General features: G+C 72.1%; 16 protein-coding genes. 13 read left to right on the top strand and 3 right to left on the bottom strand.

Annotation, left to right across the window (positions count from 1 at the left end; genetic code table 11):
- The first annotated feature begins 27 nt into the window (after positions 1-27).
- The 3 genes from ACVCAG_RS16100 to ACVCAG_RS16090 all read left to right on the top strand — a co-directional run bounded on the left by ACVCAG_RS16100 (position 28) and on the right by ACVCAG_RS16090 (position 2441).
- Positions 28-285 (top strand): type II toxin-antitoxin system Phd/YefM family antitoxin, encoded by a 258-nt coding sequence (locus ACVCAG_RS16100; RefSeq protein ID WP_440084143.1) that lies wholly within the window; start codon positions 28-30, stop codon positions 283-285.
- A gap of 162 nt (positions 286-447) precedes the next feature.
- Entirely contained in the window at positions 448-1341 is an 894-nt protein-coding gene (locus ACVCAG_RS16095; RefSeq protein WP_440084142.1) for a glycosyltransferase, read from the top strand.
- On the top strand, positions 1341-2441 hold the full coding sequence (locus tag ACVCAG_RS16090; protein ID WP_447189979.1) for a glycosyltransferase family 4 protein: 1101 nt from the start codon (positions 1341-1343) through the stop codon (positions 2439-2441). The genes ACVCAG_RS16095 and ACVCAG_RS16090 overlap by 1 nt, the downstream gene beginning before the upstream one ends.
- Here the strand turns inward: ACVCAG_RS16090 and ACVCAG_RS16085 are convergent.
- Positions 2396-3361, bottom strand: a complete 966-nt coding sequence (locus tag ACVCAG_RS16085; RefSeq protein WP_440084140.1) for a lysylphosphatidylglycerol synthase domain-containing protein — start codon at positions 3359-3361, stop codon at positions 2396-2398. The two genes, ACVCAG_RS16090 and ACVCAG_RS16085, sit on opposite strands and share 46 nt — an antisense overlap.
- 126 nt (positions 3362-3487) lie before the next feature.
- On the opposite strand from ACVCAG_RS16085, the gene ACVCAG_RS16080 reads away from it, so the two are divergent.
- From ACVCAG_RS16080 to ACVCAG_RS16035, 10 genes are all read left to right on the top strand, one after another.
- Positions 3488-4327, top strand: coding sequence for a methyltransferase domain-containing protein (locus ACVCAG_RS16080; protein ID WP_440084139.1), 840 nt, complete (start codon positions 3488-3490; stop codon positions 4325-4327).
- 148 nt (positions 4328-4475) lie between these two features.
- Positions 4476-5393 carry a lysylphosphatidylglycerol synthase domain-containing protein gene (locus ACVCAG_RS16075; RefSeq protein ID WP_447189978.1) on the top strand — a complete coding sequence of 306 codons (918 nt, stop codon included), beginning with the start codon at positions 4476-4478 and terminating at the stop codon, positions 5391-5393.
- A gap of 91 nt (positions 5394-5484) precedes the next feature.
- Positions 5485-6606, top strand: coding sequence for a glycosyltransferase family 4 protein (locus ACVCAG_RS16070; RefSeq protein ID WP_447189977.1), 1122 nt, complete (start codon positions 5485-5487; stop codon positions 6604-6606).
- Between the two features lie 32 nt (positions 6607-6638).
- Entirely contained in the window at positions 6639-7718 is a 1080-nt protein-coding gene (locus ACVCAG_RS16065; RefSeq protein WP_447189976.1) for a sugar phosphate nucleotidyltransferase, read from the top strand.
- A 23-nt stretch (positions 7719-7741) separates the two neighbouring features.
- Positions 7742-8683, top strand: coding sequence for a DNA-3-methyladenine glycosylase family protein (locus ACVCAG_RS16060; protein ID WP_447189975.1), 942 nt, complete (start codon positions 7742-7744; stop codon positions 8681-8683).
- 379 nt (positions 8684-9062) lie between these two features.
- A complete protein-coding gene (locus ACVCAG_RS16055; RefSeq protein ID WP_440084134.1) occupies positions 9063-11672 on the top strand; it encodes a bifunctional FO biosynthesis protein CofGH in 2610 nt (869 codons plus the stop codon).
- Between the two features lie 111 nt (positions 11673-11783).
- Positions 11784-13514 (top strand): substrate-binding and VWA domain-containing protein, encoded by a 1731-nt coding sequence (locus tag ACVCAG_RS16050; RefSeq protein WP_447189974.1) that lies wholly within the window; start codon positions 11784-11786, stop codon positions 13512-13514.
- A 250-nt stretch (positions 13515-13764) separates the two neighbouring features.
- Positions 13765-14103, top strand: a complete 339-nt coding sequence (locus tag ACVCAG_RS16045; RefSeq protein ID WP_440084132.1) for a YciI family protein — start codon at positions 13765-13767, stop codon at positions 14101-14103.
- A complete protein-coding gene (locus ACVCAG_RS16040) occupies positions 14100-15341 on the top strand; it encodes a sigma-70 family RNA polymerase sigma factor (RefSeq protein ID WP_440084131.1) in 1242 nt (413 codons plus the stop codon). Before ACVCAG_RS16045 ends, ACVCAG_RS16040 begins: the two co-directional genes overlap by 4 nt.
- 241 nt (positions 15342-15582) lie before the next feature.
- Positions 15583-16455 (top strand): tetratricopeptide repeat protein, encoded by an 873-nt coding sequence (locus tag ACVCAG_RS16035; RefSeq protein ID WP_447189973.1) that lies wholly within the window; start codon positions 15583-15585, stop codon positions 16453-16455.
- A 68-nt stretch (positions 16456-16523) separates the two neighbouring features.
- Here the strand turns inward: ACVCAG_RS16035 and ACVCAG_RS16030 are convergent, their stop codons facing one another.
- Both ACVCAG_RS16030 and cofD read right to left on the bottom strand, forming a co-directional pair.
- On the bottom strand, positions 16524-17843 hold the full coding sequence (locus ACVCAG_RS16030) for a coenzyme F420-0:L-glutamate ligase (protein WP_447189972.1): 1320 nt from the start codon (positions 17841-17843) through the stop codon (positions 16524-16526).
- Positions 17840-18856: a 2-phospho-L-lactate transferase gene (cofD, locus tag ACVCAG_RS16025; RefSeq protein ID WP_447189971.1), complete on the bottom strand. Its 1017-nt coding sequence runs from the start codon at positions 18854-18856 to the stop codon at positions 17840-17842. The genes ACVCAG_RS16030 and cofD overlap by 4 nt, the downstream gene beginning before the upstream one ends.
- Between the last annotated feature and the right edge of the window lie 179 nt (positions 18857-19035).

Here is a 19035-nt window from a genome sequence, read left to right as displayed (position 1 = left end):
TGGCCGCCTCGAAATTACGATCGCCACATGAGCGAGCCGTTGTCCGACGATGAGTTCAACGACCACGCGGCGGATGTGCGTGACCTCACGCACGGAACCGGTCAGGTCCTCGCCCGCGTCAAGGTGGGCGAGGCGCTGAGCGTCGCCGAGAGGGGAGAACCCATCGCCATGGTCGTCTCTTCGCGCCGGCCCAGGAGAGTCATGCCCGCTGTGGGCTGTGCCGCCGGCGGAGATCCCGGGTGGGCCTCCCGCGCCGACGAGAATCTTGACGGATTCGGTGAATGATCATCGCGGAGGGTATGGGCGGGGAATGAGCCGGTCCGGTGGGAGCGGCCCAAAGCCACACCGGGAAGCCGTCCTGAGAAGGTGATGTGCGCTCGGGCCCCGCCCGGGCAGAGTATCCTCGCCCGTCGAGAGCATGCCCGAGAGCCCGAGAGTGGATCAGCCGTGGACGCAACGCCGTACGTGACCATCGTCCTGCCGTGTTACAACGAGCAGGACCACGTCATCGCCGAGGTCGAGCGCATCTGCGAGGCCATGGACCACAGCGGATACACCTACGAACTCGTGGCGGTGGACGACTTCTCCACCGACGAGACCCTGGCCAGGCTGCAGGAGGCCGCGCCCAGGTTCCCGAACATGCGGATCAGGGCCTTCCACCGCAACGGCGGCTCCGGCACGGTGCGCAGGATCGGCACCCAGGAGGCGAACGGCGAGATCGTCGTGTGGACCGACGCCGACATGACGTACCCCAACGAGCGCATCCCCGAGCTCATCCAGATCCTGGAGAAGGACCCGGCGATCGACCAGGTCGTGGGCGCGCGGACCAGCGAGGAGGGCTCGCACAAGTTCCTGCGGGTCCCGGCCAAGTGGTTCATCCGCAAGGTGGCCGAGCGGCTGGCCGGGCAGAAGATCCCCGACCTCAACAGCGGGCTGCGGGCGTTCCGCAAGTCGGTCGCCAAGCCCTATTTGAGGCTGCTGCCGCCCGGGTTCTCCTGCGTCACGACGATCACGCTGTCGTTCCTGTCGAACCAGCACGACGTCTACTACCTGCCGATCGGCTACAGCAAGCGGGCGGGCAAGTCCAAGTTCAGCTTCGTCTCCGACGCCTACCGCTACATCCTGCAGGTGCTGCGGATGGTCATGTACTTCAACCCGCTCAAGGTCCTCATGCCGCCCGCGCTCTGGCTGGTCGGCATCGGCATGGTCAAGGGCGTCGTCGACATCGTCCGCTACGGGTTCTACCTGACCAGCAACACCATCGTGATCTTCCTGTCCGGCCTGCTCATCGGCTCGCTGGCGCTGCTGGCCGACCTCATCGTGCGCTCCAGGAGCGAGTAGTGCGGATCGCCGTCGTCGGGCCGACGTACCCCTACAAGGGCGGCGGGGCCGCGCACACCACCGAGCTCGCCCACCGGCTGCGGGCCGCCGGGCACGACGTGGTGATCGAGTCGTGGCGGGCGCAGTACCCCTCCTTCCTGTATCCGGGGAAGCAGACCGCCGAGACGCCCGACGGCGAGCCGTTCCCGCACGTCCGGCGCGACCTCGACTGGCGCCGCCCGGACGGCTGGGTCCGCGCCGGGAGGCGGCTCAGGAGCGCCGACCTGGTCGTCCTCGCGGTCCTCAGCCCGGTGCAGGTCCCGCCGTACCTGGGCATCCTGTACGGCCTGCGCCGCCGGACCCGGGTCGTGGCGCTCTGCCACAACGTCCTGCCGCACGAGCGCAAGCCGTACGACACGCCGCTGATGAAGGCGCTGCTGCGCCGGGTGGACGCGGTGCTCGTCCACTCCGAGGGACAGGCGGGCAAGGCCCGCGACCTGGCGGCCACGCCCGTGCGGGTGGCCGAGATGGCGCCGCACCTTCCATCGGGGGCCGATCCGGGGGCCGATCGCCGCGGACCGGAAGAGGGCGTGCACCACAGGCTGCTGTTCTTCGGTCTCGTCCGGCCGTACAAGGGGCTCGACCTGCTGCTGCGCGCGTTGCCCGAGGGCGTGTCGCTGCGGGTCGCCGGGGAGTTCTGGGGCGGCCTGGAGGAGACGACCAGGGCGCTCGTCACCGAGCTGGGGCTGGACGGGCGGGTGGAGCTGCGGCCGGGGTACGTGGCCTCGGCCGACGTGCCGGGGCTGTTCGCGGACGTGGACGCGCTGGTCCTGCCCTACCGGAGCGGGACGGCCAGCCAGCAGGTGTGGCTCGGTCACGAGCACGGGGTGCCGGTCGTCGCCAGCCGGGCGGGCACGCTCGGCGACCACGTCACCGACGGGGTGGACGGGCTGCTGGTCGAGCCGGGCTCGGTGGAGGGGCTGCGCGCCGCGCTGGCCGCGTTCTACCGGCCGGGCGAGCCCGAGCGGCTGCGCGCCGGGGTCAAGGCCGTCGACCCCGAGCCGTACTGGACCTCCTACGTCGAGACGCTGGTCTCCGACCCCTCGGGCTCCTTGCGCTGACGGTCCGCGGGGCCGGAGAGGCGCCCCCACAGGAAGCCGATCCCGGCCCAGCTCAGGTCGGCCAGGGTGAACATCACCCGCGACACCACCGCGGCCACCAGCGCCCTGGGGGTGTCGAGCACCGGCGCCAGGGCGAGCACCAGCGCCCCCTCGCGGACGCCGATCCCGGCGGGGACGATCACCGTGACGATGCCCGTCGCCCAGGCCAGCGCGTAGGCGCCGACCGCCACCGGATAGAGGGAGGCGCCCGAGGCGCCCAGGTCGGCCATCGGGAGCAGCAGGTGGGGGCCGTACACCAGCCAGCCGGTGACCGTGAGGGCGACCGCGACGAGCACGGCCCTGCCGCTGAGCAGCCGGCCCTGGCCGAGGGGCTCCTGGCGGGCGACCCGCAGGGCCAGGTTGAGCCCGAAGGTGAGCACCGCGGGGTGCAGGCAGACGGCGATGACGGGGATCAGCGCCAGCAGGTACCACGCCTGGGTCGCCCGGGTCAGGGTCTCGCGCAGGGTCACCGCCGCGACGAGCAGGGCGCAGCCCAGGGAGACCAGCAGGGCGAGGGAGACGGAGCCGAACATGCGCCGGGGCGGGACGTCGTGGTCGCGGCCGAGCTCGATCATCGCGGCGTACGCCCAGACGCTGCCCGGCACGTACTTGCCGAGCTGGCCGACGAAGAACACCCTCGCGGTGCTCCCGAGGGGGAGCGGCGAGCCCATCCCGGCCAGCACCGCCCGCCAGGCCAGCACCATGACGCCGATCCCGGCCATCACCGACAGGTAGGAGCCGCCGAGCGACCACCACGACAGCTGCGAGATCGCGGCCGCCGTCTCGTCACGGTTCCTGACCAGGCCGTAGCCGAGGAAACCCACCGCGACCAGCGCGAGCAGCACCCGCAGGAGGCGGCTTGACCGCAGTCGGCTGAGCATCCGCCCAGGTTACGACGGTCCCTTACCCGGCGGTAGGGTCACCGGTCACCGGTACTCTTGGGCGGCGTGGCGAAGCGGTGGCGGACCGCGTCACGCGGAGGGAAGAAGAGGAACGGTGAGCGAGTGATGAGCGCCGAGCGGGTCGCGCAGCTTGAGTACTCCGAGTTCCAGGCGGCGATGCTGGACGAGGAGAAGCGCCGCAGGAAGGCCGCGAAGATCGTCGCGGTGCTCGGGCACTTCCTCGGCAGGGACAAGGACGTCCTCGCCGGTCTGACGGTCGCCGACATCGGCTGCTCGGCGGGCTTCATCGCCGACGAGCTGGCCGCGGCGGGCGCGAGCCACACCTTCGGCGTCGACATCGACGTTCCGGGCCTGCGCAGGGCGTCCCAGAGGTTCGGCGAGCGGGTCGAGTTCGTGTGCGCGGACGGCACCGCGCTGCCCTTCCCCGACGGCTCGGTCGACGTGCTGGTCTTCAACCACATCTACGAGCACGTGGTCGACCCGGACGCGATCATGGCCGAGATGCGCCGGGTGCTCTCCGACGACGGCGTCCTCTACCTGGGGCTGGGCAACCGGCTCGGGGTGATGGAGCCGCACTACAGGCTGCCGTTCCTGTCCTACCTGCCGCCCGCGCTCGCCGACCGCTACGTGCGCCTCTCCGGCCGGGCCGACAGCTACTACGAGCGCTACCGGACCCGCCGGGGCCTGCGGAGGATGGTGCGCGGCCTGCGGGTGTGGGACTACACCTTCCCCGTGCTCGCCACCCCGGCCGCGTTCGCCGGGAACGAGCTCTTCCCCGGCCTGGTGGGACGGGTGGCGGGCGGGGTGCTTTCGAGGCTGCCCCGCCCGGTGCTGCGGGCCCTGCTGCCGGTGGTGCCCACCTACCTGTGGGTGGCGACCAAGGGCGACCGCCGCCCGGCCGGCCCCTCCCTGCCCCGGCCGCCAGAGCCGGTACGTCCCCTGTGAGCTCCTCACGGGCCTCCGGTGGGCCTTTCCGCGGTCATCGCGCCGGGAGACGCGCCGTGACCGCCGGATCCGGTACGGACCCGGCCACGACTCCGGCGGGTCCTCGGTGACCGCGGGCACCGGATCCGGCAGGTCCACCCTGAAGCGTGTGGTCCGTGTCGCCTTCCTGCTCGTCGCGCTCGGGTTCGGCGCGTGGGTGGTGGCGAGCCAGTGGGAGGAGATCCGCGCGGGGTTCGCCCGGTTGTCGTGGACGTCGCTCGCGCTGTCGCTGGTCGCGGTGCTCGCCGCGCTGTGCGGCGGGATGATGACGTGGCGGGCGTTGCTGGCCGACCTGGGCTCGCCGCTGCCCCTGCGTGACGGGGCGAAGGTCTTCTTCGTGGGCCAGCTGGGCAAGTACATCCCGGGCTCGCTGTGGCCGGTGATCGCCCAGATGGAGATGGGCCGGGAGCTGGGCGTGCCCCGGTCGCGGAGCGCGGCGGCGTTCTTCCTGACGCTGCCGGTGCAGCTCGGCAGCGGGCTGGTGGTCTCGGGGGTGACCCTGCTGGCGGCGCTGCCGGGGTCGGTGGCGCCGTACGCGTGGGTGTTCCTGCTGATCCCGGTGCTCGCGGTGGCCTTCGAGCCGAGGGTGGTCAACGCGGTCCTCGGGTTCGGACTGCGGAAGCTCAGGCGCGAGCCGCTGGAGCGCCCGCTCACCCGCAGGGGCATGCTCACCGCGCTGAGCTGGGCACTGCTCGGCTGGATCGCGTACGGGCTGCACCTGGCGGCGATCGTCCACGACCTCGGATCCTCCGGACTGCCCGCGGTCCTGTTCTCGATCGGCGCGTTCGCGCTGTCGTGGTGCCTGGGGATCATGACGTTCGTCGTCCCGGCGGGAGCGGGGGTGCGCGAGGTGGCGATGGTGGCCGTCCTGGCGCCGGTTCTGGACCGGGGATCGGCCATCGCGGCGGCGCTCTGCTCCCGAATCGTGATCATCCTCGGGGACCTTCTCTGCGCGGGTCTCGCGGGTCTGGTCGCGCGCCGCGCCGAGGGGTCCCGGAAGGACCACGCTTCGGGAAAAGCAGTGTGATTTCCCCCACGGTTCCGGAGAGTCTGGCAATAGAGTAAACAGAGGAAGGGGACGGTCGTCCCGCCGTGGATCATGAGGGGAGCGATCCTTCTTGCCGCCGAGAGTGCTCGTCGACGCGGCCGCGGTTCCGGCCGATCGCGGTGCGCTGATCAGGTATGTCGATGGACTCGTCGCCGCCCTGGACAGGGCGGGCGCCGACCTCGCGGTCGTCTGCCAGCGCGCCGACGCCGCCAGATACGCCGGCCTGGCGCCTTCCGCGCGGATCGTGCCGGGGCCTCACGGGATCACCAACCGGGCCGCGCGCCTGACGTGGGAGCAGACGGGTCTGCCGTTCCTCGCCCGGCAGGTCGGCGCCCAGGTCATCCACGCCCCTTACTACTCGATACCGCTGAGCCCGGGTCTGCCGACCGTGGCGACCGTTCACGACCTCACCTGCTTCACCGAGCCGCTGCAGCACGACGCGGTCAAGGCGGCGTTCTTCCGCGCCGCGACCCGTACCGCGGTCCGGCACGCCGCCCGGGTGATCGTGCCCTCCAAGGCGACCAGGGACGAGCTGATCAGGATCCTCTCGGCCGACCCGACCCGCATCGACGTCGCCTACCACGGTGTCGACCCGGCGCTGTTCCACCCGCCGTCCGAACGCGAGATCACGCACGCCTCCGACCGGCTCGGCCTGCACGGCACCCCGTACGTGGCCTTCCTCGGCCCGCTGGAGCCGCGTAAGAACGTGCCAAACCTGATCCGCGGCTTCGTCCGCGCCGTCGAGAACATCCCGGAGCCGCCCGCTCTGGTGCTCGCCGGGGGCATCCGCGACGCCGAGGTGGACGCCGCGGTGGAGGAGGTCCCCTCGACCGTGCGGGTGCTCCGTCCCGGTTTCCTGTCGTTCGCCGACCTGTGCGGCTTCCTCGGCGGGGCGGTGGTCGCGGCCTTCCCGTCGCGGGGCGAGGGTTTCGGGCTGCCGGTGCTGGAGGCCATGGCCTGTGGCGCGCCGGTGCTCACCACCCACCGCACCTCGCTGCCCGAGGTGGGCGGCGACGCGGTCGCCTACACCGAGCCCGACGCCGAGAGCATCGCCGAGGCGCTGCGCACGCTGCTCTCGTCGCCCGAGCACAGGGAGAAGCTGTCCGTGGCCGGGATCGCCCGCGCCAAGGAGTTCACCTGGGACGCCTCGGCCGAGGCGCACCTGCTCTCCTACCAGCGCGCGGCCGAGTAGTGAGCTAACCTCGCGGAATGATGGAGACCCCCTTGCCCGATCTAGAGGCGATCCTCCTTGTCGGTGGACGAGGGACGCGCCTGCGCCCGATGACGCTCGGCACCCCGAAACCCCTGCTGCCCACGGCCGGGGTTCCCTTCCTGGCGCATCAGCTCGCCAAGGCGAGGGCCTTCGGCGTGCGGCGCATCGTGTTCGCCACCTCCTACCGGGCGGAGATGTTCTCCGAGGCCTTCGGGGACGGCGAGGCGTTCGGCCTCTCGCTCGAATACATGACGGAGGAGGTCCCGCTCGGCACCGGCGGGGCCATCCGCAACGCGGCCGAGGCACTGACCTGCGGCCCCGACGCTCCGGTGCTGGTACTCAACGGTGACATCCTGTCCGGTCACGACATCGGCGAGCAGGTCGCGGCGCACGTCGCCAGGAAGGCCGCCGTCACCCTGCACCTGACCGAGGTGGAGGATCCCTCGCGCTTCGGGTGCGTGCCGACCGACGAGGACGGGCGGGTGACCGCCTTCCTGGAGAAGACCCTCACCCCGGTCACCAACCGGATCAACGCCGGGTGTTACGTCTTCACCCGCTCGGTGATCGACACGATCCCGGCGGGCGAGGTCGTCTCGGTCGAGCGGGAGACCTTCCCCGGCCTGATCGAGGACGGCTCCCTGGTGCTCGGCTACGCCGACGCCTCCTACTGGCTCGACGTGGGCACGCCCGCCGCCTTCGTGAAGGGCTCCCGCGACCTGGTGCTCGGCCGTCTCGCCTCGCCCGCCCTGCCGGGGCCCACCGGCGACTTCCTCGCCCTGCCCGGTGCCATGATCTCGCCCGCGGCCAAGGTCTCCGGCGGTTCCGTGATCGGCGCCCGCGCGGTCGTGGAGTCGGAGGCGCAGATCAGCGGCAGCGTGCTCGGGGACGACTGCGTCGTGCACTCGGGCGCGGTCGTGGTCGACTCGGTGGTCGGCATCGGCGCGCGGGTCAGCTCTGGAGCGGTCCTGAGGGACGTGGTCCTCGGCGACGGCGCCGTGGTCGGTTCGGGGAACGAGCTGATCGCGGGCAGCCGGGTCTGGCCGGGCGTCGTGCTCCCCGAGTTCGCGATCCGCTTCTCCAGCGACATCTGACCGTTCGCGGCGCGGGCACCTTCGTGAGGGAACGTGAGTGGTGCCCGCCGTGGCCGGTCGACCTGGCGCTGGCCCTCGACCCGCACCGGCGCGGGACCGGCGACCCCACCCTGAGGACGGCGCCCGGCGGGGTCTTCTGGCGGACCTCGCGCACACCCGACGGGCCGGGGACGCTGCGCGTGGCCCTGGTCGGTGGCGGTGGCGGTGGTGGGGTCGGTGGCGGGCCGGGTGGCCGGGTGGCGGCCGCCGCGTGGGGGCCGGGGGCGGAGTGGATGCTGGAGACGCTTCCCGCGCTGCTCGGCGCCGGTGACGACGTGTCGGGGTTCGTTCCCGGCCACGATTGGCCGAGGGTGCTGCGGAACGCGGTGAGACGCTATCCGGGGCTCAGGATCGGCAGGACGTCGCGGGTGTTCGAGGCGCTGGTCCCGGCCGTGCTGGAGCAGAAGGTGGTCTCCACCGAGGCGTGGCGGGCGTGGCGGTGGCTGCTGGGCCGCTACGGCGAGCCCGCGCCGGGTCCCGCGCCCGAGGGGATGAGGGTCTTCCCCGAGCCCGAGGTGTGGCGGTCGATCCCGTCGTGGGACTGGCACCGCGCGGGGGCGGAGGCGGTGCGGGCCCGTACGATCGCGAACGCCGCCCGGCACGCGGGGAAGCTGGAGGCGATCGAGGGCAGCGCCGACGCCGATCGGCTGTTAAGGGCGCTGCCCGGGATCGGGGTGTGGACGTCCGCCGAGGTGCGCCAGCGCTCGCACGGCGACGCGGACGCCGTCTCGGTGGGCGACTTCCACCTGCCGTCGCTGGTCGGCTGGTCGCTCAGCGGCGAGCGGGTGGACGACGCGCGGATGCTGCGGCTGCTCGCTCCCTACCGGGGGCACCGGCACCGGGTCAGCCGGCTGCTGGGGTTGGGCGGTGTGCGGCCACCCGCTCGCGGGCCGAGAACGCCCGTGCGCGACTACCGGTCGTTCTGAGCGCCCCCTCGCCGGGGGACGGTTCGTCGCGATGCCAGTCGAGGCTGTCGCGCGTGTCGGCGCCGATCAGCGGGGCGAGGACGGCGACGGCGACGAGGACGATGAGAAACGCGATCATTTTCGGCTCCTGCCGGGTGGGGTCCGAGGGGGTTTCCTCGGAGGATCCGAGTGGATTCCCCGCGGACGCGGGGTTCCTGTGGACATCTCTAATTTATGCACCTGCAAGTATTTACGTCTATCGAGACTTGCTTGACCGTACGCTTTAGCAGATCTGAAGTGTCGAGTCCCCGGTCCGGCGGTCGACGCCCGAGGCGGGTCCCGGGCCCGCGAGGGGGCACCCGCCGCCCCACATGTTCGTCTCGCGCCGTACTGTGCCGTCATGAGCGCTAACCCCACCGACAACGCGATGCGCCGGGCTCTGGCCAGGGCCCGCGACGGCAAAGCTCTCGATACCGCCGAAGCCACCGTCCTGCTGCACGCACGGGACGAACATCTGGAGACCCTCCTCGACCACGCCGGGAGGGTGCGGGACGCGGGCCTGGAGGCGGTCGGGCGGCAAGGGATCATCACCTACAGCCGCAAGGTCTTCATCCCCCTGACGCGGCTCTGCCGCGACCGTTGCGGATACTGCACGTTCGCCACCGCGCCGCACAAGCTGGAAAGCATGTTCCTGAGTCCCGACGAGGTGCTGGAGATCGCCGGGCAGGGCGCGGCGATGGGGTGCAAGGAGGCGTTGTTCACCCTGGGCGACCGGCCGGAGGACCGCTGGCACCAGGCCCGCGAGTGGCTGGACGCGCACGGCTACGACGACACGCTGTCCTACGTCCGCGCGATGGCCGTGCGGGTGCTGGAGGAGACCGGGCTGCTGCCGCACCTGAACCCGGGCGTGATGACCTGGCAGGACCTGCAGCGGCTCAAGCCGGTCGCGCCCTCCATGGGCATGATGCTGGAGACGACCTCGCGGCGGCTCTTCGAGGAGAAGGGGCAGGCGCACTACGGCTCGCCCGACAAGGACCCCGCCGTGCGGCTGCGCGTGCTGGAGGACGCCGGGCGGACGAACGTGCCGTTCACCAGCGGCATCCTCATCGGCATCGGGGAGACGGTCGAGGACCGCGCCGAGTCGCTGTTCGCGCTGCGCAGGGTGGCGCGCGAGTACGGCGGCATCCAGGAGATCATCGTCCAGAACTTCCGCGCCAAGCCGGACACCGCGATGCGCGGCATGCCGGACGCCGACCTGCAGGAGCTGGCCGCGACCATCGCGGTGACCCGGCTGGTGCTGGGGCCGAAGATGAGGGTGCAGGCCCCGCCGAACCTGGTCGACTCCGAGTACGAGCTGATGATCAGGGCGGGCATCGACGACTGGGGCGGCGTCTCGCCGCTCACGCCCGACCACGTCAACCCCGAGCGTCCCTGGCCTCAGATCGACGACCTCGCCGCCCGTACGGCCGCCGCCGGGTTCGCGCTGCGCGAGCGGCTCACCATCTACCCCGAGTTCGTGCTGGCGGGGGAGCCCTGGCTCGATCCGAGGCTCGACGCGCACGTGGCCGCCCTGGCGGACCCGGAGACCGGGCTCGCCCGCGAGGACGCGGTCCCGACCGGCCGCCCCTGGCAGGAGCCGGACGGCGGTTTCGTCTCCGTGGGCCGCGTCGACCTGCACACGGCCGTCGACACCGAAGGCCGCAGCGCCGACCGCCGCGACGACTTCGACAACGTGTACGGCGACTGGGAGGCGCTCAGGGAGCGTCTGCCCGCCGCCTCCTCGATCGTGCGGGGCGACGTGCGGGAGGCGCTGAGGCAGGCCGAGAGCGACCCGGCGGGGCTGAGCGACGCCCAGGCGCTCGTCCTGCTGGACCTGGCCGGGGACCAGGACGGGGTGGGCGCCGACGACGCGGCGCTGGACGAGCTCTGCCGGATCGCCGACGGCCTGCGCCGGGAGGCGGCCGGCGACGACGTCACCTACGTGGTGAACCGGAACATCAACTTCACCAACGTCTGCTACACCGGCTGCCGCTTCTGCGCCTTCGCGCAGCGCCGTACCGACGCCGACGCCTACACCCTCTCGCTGGAGCAGGTCGCCGACCGCGCCTGGGAGGGGTGGCAGGCCGGGGCGACCGAGGTGTGCATGCAGGGCGGCATCCACCCCGACATGCCCGGCACCGCGTACTTCGACATCGCCAGGGCGGTCAAGGCCAGGGTGCCGGAGATGCACGTCCACGCGTTCTCGCCGATGGAGGTGATCAACGGCGCCAGTCGCACCAACCTGTCCATCGAGGACTGGCTGGTCGCCGCGAGGGAGGCGGGCGTCGACTCGCTCCCGGGCACCGCGGCCGAGATCCTCGACGACGACGTCCGCTGGGTGCTGACCAAGGGCAAGCTTCCCACCAGGGAGTGGGTCGAGGTGATCTCCACCGCGCACCGGGTCGGCATCCCGACGACCTCCACGATGATGTACGGCCACGTCGACAACCACGCGCACTGGGTGCAGCACATCCGTCTGATCCGCCGCATCCAGGAGGAGACCGGCGGGTTCTCCGAGTTCGTGCTGTTGCCGTTCGTCCACCACAGCGCGCCCATCTACCTGGCGGGGATCGCCCGTCCCGGGCCGACGGCGCGGGAGAACCGGGCCGTGCACGCGCTGGCCCGCGTCCTGCTGCACGGCGCGATCGCCAACATCCAGTGCTCGTGGGTGAAGCTCCAGGACGGGCTCTGCCGCGAGGTGCTGCTGGGCGGGGTCAACGACCTCGGCGGCACGCTGATGGAGGAGACGATCAGCAGGATGGCCGGGTCGGAGAACGGTTCGTTCAAGACGATCAGCGAGATCGAGGCCATGGTCGCCCCGACCGGGAGGCCGGTCCGGCAGCGGACCACCTCCTACGGCGTGCCGGACGCCGGGCGGGTGGCCGCGGCCAGGGCGAGCGACGGCGTCTGCCGCAGCGTCCGCCCCAACGCCCTCCCGCTGCTCTCCCTGGAGCCGTCGGCAAAATTATAACGAGTTCTACGTCTGTCCGTCTTTCGTGAGAGGTTCGTGGGCACAATCATCATTCCCTTGTAGGTATATGTAGGGAGAGGTGCGGGTTTGTCCTCCTCCGGTCGACACCGTGTGGCCGCCGGCATCGAGCGGCGCCGGCGTCAGGCTCGCCTGCGCCTGTCGCTGGCGGCGGTCGCGATCGCGGTCGCCCTGGTGGGCGGTGCCGCCCTGGTGTCCGGCCGGGTGGGGAACTCGTGCTCGGCCCGCGACCCGGTGCTGGTCGGCGTCGCCGCCGCCATCGACATCGCCCCGGCCGTCATGGAGGCGGCGGGGCGGTTCAACCGGAGCCGGACGGGCGTCGACGGCCGGTGCGTGCTGGTGCAGGTGACCGAGCAGCCACCCGCCACCGTGCTGCGGACCCTGCTCGGCGGCACCGCGGGGGTGCTCAGCCGCCGCCCCGACGGCTGGATCTCCGACTCCTCGGCCTGGATCCGCCTCGCCCGCAAGCAGGGGGCCGCGAACCTGGCCGGAACCGAGACCGTCGTGGCGACCTCGCCCCTGGTGTTCGCCACCCGCAAGTCCCTCGCCCGGCGCTTCGCCATGGGCAGGACCGACATGAACTGGCGGATGGTCTTCCCCTCGACCACCCGCGGCCGGATCCGGCCGAACGAGAACGAGCCCGACGTGGTCCGCGTCCCCGACCCGTCGCTCGCGGGGGCCGGGATCGCCACCGTGGCCGCGGCCAGGGACGTGGTCGGCAGCGGCCCCGAGGCCGACCGGGCGCTCACCGCGTTCGTCCGCTGGGCGCAGGCGGGGTCGGCGCCCGACTACCGGAGCATGCTCGCCACCGTCGACGACCGCTCCTTCTGGAAGCGGCCGGTGGTGATCGTGCCGGAGTCGGCGGTGTGGGCGCACAACCGCCTGCCCTCCGACGACCCGGTGGTCGCCCTGCACCCCCGCGAAGGGACGATCAACCTCGACTACCCGTACGTGGTCACCTCCTCCGACGAGGTGAAGGCGAGCGGGTCGCGGGCCTTCGCCGCCTGGCTGCGCTCCCCGGAGACCCAGGAGGGGGCCCGCAGGGCGGGGTTCCGCTCGGCCGACGGCTCCCTGGGCCCGTACTCGCCCGGTCCCGAGATCCCCACCGAGGCACCTCGCACCCGCCCGACCATCCTGCCCGCCATGATCGACGAGGCGCTGGAGGCGTGGAGCAGGCTCGCCCCGCCGACCAACATCCTGGTCATGACCGACACCGGCAGGCACATGGCAGAGCCGATCAGGGGGCAGAAGGGGAAGACCAGGCTGACCGTCGCCCTGGAGGCCGCCAGGCTCGGCCTGCAGCTGTTCCCCGACTCCACCCACATGGGCCTGTGGGACTTCTCCTCGGCCAAGGGCAGGGACCAGCGCGAGCGGGTGCGCATCGGCCCGGTCGTCGAGCCCGACGGCGGGCAGGTCGTCCGGCGCGGCCGCCTGGAGGAGCTGACCCGCACCCTGCGCGCCGCCCCCAAGGAGCCCAGCGCCCTGTACGACTCGATCCTCGCCGGGTTCCGGGAGATGACCAAGGTCTACGACGAGGACATGAACAACACCCTCGTCGTCATCACGGCGGGAAAGGACGACGGCAAGGGTGTCTCGGGCACCGGCCTGGTGCGGGCGCTGCGCGAGGAGTGGGATCCCGAGGCGCCGGTCCAGGTCGTCGTCCTCGCCTTCGGCACCGACCTCGACCGCGCCGCCCTCACCCAGGTCACCTCCGTCACCAACGGCTCCCTGCACGTCGCCCAGGGCCCGGAGGAGATCATCGACGTCTTCCTGTCCGCCCTCGCCAGGCGGCTGTGCCATCCCACCTGCCGCACCCCCGCCTGACCCGGGCCGAGGAACCGGCGGACGGCCCGCTCGAAACGCGGCACCGTGGGTGTCGTATCGAGGCCCGTCCCGATCGTCTTGGTGACAAAGGGCCCGGCCGATCCTCCAGGCCGTTCGGCGCGCTCCGGGGTGTGCGGTGCACGACCGTGGCCGACCCCGGCGGAGGCGGCGTCGGCCTGTACGCGGTCCTGCCGATCGGCTGAGAACGGCGCCGGGTACAACAGCGACAGACGACGCGAGAGGCGAAGACGTGAAGTACGTGCTGATGTTCGTGGAGACCGAGCAGTTCGCCAAGGAGCTGGAGGCGATGGGCGAGCTGGAACAGCGGGCCGCCTACGAGGCGGTGGGCCGATGGTTCGCCGAGCACGGAGACAGGATCACTCACCATACGCATCTGGCGCCGGTGCACACCGCGACCACGGTGAGGTTGGACGCCGGTGAGCCGGTCGTCACCGACGGACCGTTCGTGGAGGGCAAGGAGGTGGTCAGCGGGTTCGCCGAAGTGGAGGTGGCCGATCTGGACGAGGCGTTGAAACTGGCCCGCTCGTGGCCGGCGTGCCCGGTCGTGGAGATCCGCCCGGTCTCATGACGGAGAGGGTGGCCGGGCCCACCGGCGGTCGTGTCCATGGGAGCGCCGGCAGTGACGAGGTGCTGGCCCGCGTGGTGCGTGAACACGCGGGCCGGCTGGCCGCCGGTCTGATCTCGTTGCTGGGCGACTTCTCGGCGGCCGAGGACCTGGTGCAGGACGCGATCGAGACGGCGCTGCGGCGCTGGCCGGTCGAGGGCGTCCCTGACCGGCCGGATGCCTGGCTGTTCACCGTGGCCCGGCGGCGCGGCCTGGACGTGCTGCGCCGTGAGACGACCTACCGGGCCAAGCTGGCTCAGCTGCGTCGGCCGGAGCCCGCCCCGGCTGACGACCGGTTGCGGCTGATCTTCACCTGCTGTCATCCCGCGCTGGGGCGGGCGGCGCGGATCGCGCTGACCCTGCGGGTGGTGTGCGGGTTGTCGACGGCGCAGATCGCCGCGGCGTTCGTCGTGCCGGAGGCCACGGTGGCACAGCGCATCACCCGTGCCAAGAAGAAGATCACCGAAGCGGGGATCCCGTACCGCGTCCCGGCCGGCGACGAGCTGGCCGAGCGGCTGCAGGCCGTGCTGGCGGTCATCTACCTGCTGTTCAACGAGGGCTACCTGTCCAGCACAGCCGAGCACGCTCAGGCCGCGGGCTTGGTCGACGACGCCGAGTGGCTGGCCGCGCTGCTGGCGGGCCTGGTGCCCGGCGAGCCGGAGGTGGCCGGGCTGCTGGCGCTGATCCGGTTGCACCGGGCGCGCGGCCCGGCCCGTTTCGACGCCCGCGGCCACCTGGTGCTGCTGGCCGACCAGGACCGCGCGCTGTGGGACCGGGCGGCGATCGAGGCGGCGGCCGCGCTGCTGGTGCGCACCGCCCGCGTGCATCGCAGGCCGGGGCCGTATCAGGTGCAGGCGGCGATCGCGGCCTGCCACGCGGAAGCGACCTCGTTCGAGGAGACGGACTGGGCGCAGATCCTCGTGCTCTACGACATGCTGCTGCGCCTGGCGCCCTCGCCCGTCACCCGGCTGCACCGTGCCGTCGCCCTGGGCTACGCCCGAGGACCGCAGGCGGCACTGGCCGAACTCGACGAGCTGCGGCAGGTGCTGGCCCGCTACCCGCTGCTGCACGCCGTCCGCGCCGAACTGCTGCGCCGGCTCGGCCACGCCGAACGGGCACGCGCCTGTGACGAGCGGGCGCTGGAGCTGACCGCGAACCCGGCCCAGCAGCGGCTGCTGGAACAGAGGCTGGCCTGGGCCTGAGCCAGGGCCACTCCGGCGGCCGGGCCGGACCGCGGCCCGCCCCGGCGCGGAGCGAGCGGGAGCGTCGTCGAACGATGCCGGGGTGTGCGAGGTATCGCCTCCGACCGGGTTCGCCGCTTCGCCCTGAACGGCCGGTGCACCGGGCCCACCCGCGTGCAGGCAGGGCAAAATGTGGCGATCTATTGGGATATCGTGCCTACGGTCGATCACAGGGGTGATCCAGAAAAAGGGGGCAGGGCGGGTGAGCGAGGAGAGTTCGCGTGCCGGTTCGGAGGGCGGCGGGCAGCGGCGGAGGCTGCTCATCGAGCGGGCCAAGACCTACACGGAGATGGAGCGCTTCGAGGAGGCCGCCGCGGACCTGACCGAGGTGCTCCGGCTCGACCCCGCCGACGACATCGCGTGGGCCAACCGGGGCGAGCTGTACCGGAGGATGGAGCGGTTCGAGGAGGCCGTCTCCGACTTCGACCGCGCGATCGAGATCGATCCGGAGTACGCGTTCGCGATCGGCAGCCGGGGGCAGGCCCACGCGGCGCTCCACCGGTCCGTCGAGGCGCTGGCCGACTTCGACCGTGCGATCGAGCTGACCCCGGACCAGGTCTGGCTTCTCGGCGACAGGGCGAGGCTGCTGCGCGGGCTCGAGCGGTACGACGACGCGGAGACCGACCTGATGCGGGCCGTAATGCTCGCTCCCGAGGACGCCGACCTGTACAACGCGCGCGGCGACCTGTACTACCAGATGGACCGCTACGCGGACGCGATCACGGATTTCTCCCACGCCCTGAGCCTGGAGCCGAACAGCGTCTGGGCGCTCGTCTCGCGCGGGGAGACGCACCGCATGACGGACGCGTTCGACGAGGCGCTCGGAGACCTGAACCACGCCCTCCAGCTGGAGCCCGACAACGACCGTGCCCTGGCGAGCCGCGGCGCGGTCCTGCACGAGATCGGGCGGAACGAGGAGTCGGTGGCCGATCTCAGCAGGGCGATCGAGATCGACCCCGAGTACACCTGGGCCTACATCCGCAGGAGCGAGGTCCTGCGCTCCCTCGGCCGCTACGAGGACTCGCTCGTCGACATCAACCGGGCGATGGAACTCGACGGGGACGCGGAGGGCTGACCCGCCGGGACCGGGTTCCAGGCGGGTCCGGTGGACGACGGCGGACGACGGCGGACGACGGCGAGGTCCTAGCGGACGACGATGAAGTCCGCCGCCCGCCTGGGGGCGCGATCCCTGGGCGGGGCGGCGGGGTGGCCGATGGCGACGGCGCCCATCGGGTCCCAGTCCGCGGGCAGGCCGAGGACCTCGCGGACCACGTCGCGGCAGAACATGGTGGACGACACCCAGGCCGAGCCCAGGCCCTCCACCGCGAGCTGGACCAGGAAGTTCTGCACCCCCGCACCGGTCGCGACCACGAACATCTCCCGCTCGGCCGCGTTGCGCCGGTCGTCGCGGTAGGTGTGCGAGCCGTCCATCACCAGGCAGGGCACCGCCAGGTACGGGGCCGCGCGCAGCACGTCACCCCGCCTGACCCGTTTGACGATCGACTCCTCCGAGAAGCCGTCACCGCGCAGGTCGGCGATCCAGGCGTCCCGCATGGCGTCGAGCAGCTTCTCGCGGGTCCCGGCGGACTCCAGCAGGACGAACCGCCACGGGGTGGTGTGGTGCGGGGCGGGCGCGGCGATCGCGGCGTCGACCGCCCTGCGGACCTTGTCGCCGTCCACGGGGTCCGCGGAGAACTCGCGGACGGTCCTGCGGGCGAAGACCACGTCGCGCGAACCGTACCGGAACATGTCGTCGGCGGACGGGCGGAGCAGCTCGCCGACTCCCGGCCCGTCATCCTCGGTGGTGTACTCCGCCAGACCTCTGATCACCGCCACCGGGGTCTGCGCGACCTTCCCCTTGACCAGGTCCGCGGCGGCCGCGAACTCGTCGGCGACGGCGGTCAGGGTGACCTCGAGCGCGTTGCCGTGGTCGTCGGACATGCCCCGGTAGTCGAGCGCGGGGGTCACCCCCGCGAGGCCGACGGCCATGTCGGTCTGGCCGTTGCGCCACGGGCGGCCGAAGGTGTCGGAGACGACCACGCCGACCGACACGCCGAGCAGCTCCCTGACGCGCGCCCGCACGGCCGAGGCGGAGGCGTCCGGGTCGGCGGGCAGCAGGACGACCGTGCCGGGACGGGTGTTGGAGGCGTCGACCCCGGCGGCGGCCATGACGAACCCGTGCGCCGTCTCGGCGATCACGGTCTCACCCCTGCGGGCCACCACCCGTCTCGTCTCCGTGCCGACCGCCTCGGCGCGGCTCACGCCGCGCAGCACCCGGCCCTCGGCCTTGCTGGAGATCTTCGAGGTGACCACGAGGATGTCGCCGTCGCGCAGGTCGGGCATGGCCGTGGCGATCAGCTCCCCGACGTCGTCGCCCTCGCGCACCTCGGGGATGCCGGGGACGGCGAAGATCTCCAGCCTGACGTCGGCGGGCTCCTCCCGCCCGCGCCTGAGCCTGCTCATCGCGAACCCTCCTCACGGGCCGAGGCCTCGTCCGCGACGGGGGACCGCTCGTACGGGGCCGGAGGGCCGGTGTCCCGGCCCGCGAGCCGCACGGCCATGTCCAGGGCGGCGCGGGCGATGGCGGCGGCGGACTCGACGTCGTGCATGATCAGTGGACGGGCCTCGACGTCGACGCCGCCGAGGGCCACCCCGGCGTCCTCCTCCGCGACCAGCCAGCCGTCCACCAGCGGCGATCCGTACAGTTCGAGGACCGCCTGCGCGGTGGTCTCCACGCCGATCGCGGTCAGGCAGGCGTCGGCCATGCCCCGGACGGGGGCGCCGCCGACGATGGGCGAGACGCCGACGACGGTCTTGCCCTCCAGGGCCTCGCGGATGCCCTTGATCTGCAGGATCGTACCGATGCTGACGACCGGGTTGGACGGCGGGAGGATGACCGCGTCGGCGGCGGCGATCGCCTCCAGCACGCCGGGGGCGGGGGAGGCCTCGTCCGCGCCGACCAGGATGATCCGCTCGGCCGGGACCGAGGCGCGCAGCCGCACCCACCACTCCTGGAAGTGGACGGCGCGGCGGCCCCGCTCGTCGGAGATGACCACGTGGGTCTCGGTCCTGTCGTCGCTCATCGGGATCAGGCGTACGCCCGGCCGCCAGCGAGCGCACAGCGCCTCGGTGACCGCGGACAGGGGATATCCGGCGTCGAGCATCTGGGTGCGCACGATGTGGGTGGCGAAGTCGCGGTCGCCGAGGCCGAACCACTGCGGTTCGACGCCGTAGGCGGCCAGCTCCTCCTTGACGACGTGCGACTCCTGCCGCCGTCCCCAGCCCTGCTCCTCGTCGATGCCGCCGCCCAGCGTGTACATCACGGTGTCGAGGTCGGGGCAGACCCGCAGGCCGTAGAGGCTGATGTCGTCACCGGTGTTGCCGATGACGGTGATCTCGGAATCGGGGGCCGCGGTGAGGAGGCCCCGCAGGAAACGGGCGCCGCCGATGCCGCCGGCGAGGGACACGATGCGCATGCCGTCCAGTGTTCCACTAGGTCACCAAGCCTGTTGGCGGGGTGTCCGCGGGCGGTTCCCAGTAGTCTTTTCATGATCGTTATGAGGGGTGTCCACCCTGGCCGGATCGCCTGATTGGCCGCCCGAAATGTGAGCTTATAGGGTGTAATGGAGCACTTATGGGGTTGGTGGGCTTCCTG

The sequence above is a fragment of the Streptosporangium sp. G12 genome (assembly GCF_052983175.1).
Note: the sequence above shows the minus strand (reverse complement) of the source record. Positions and strands in the feature narration are given on the sequence as shown.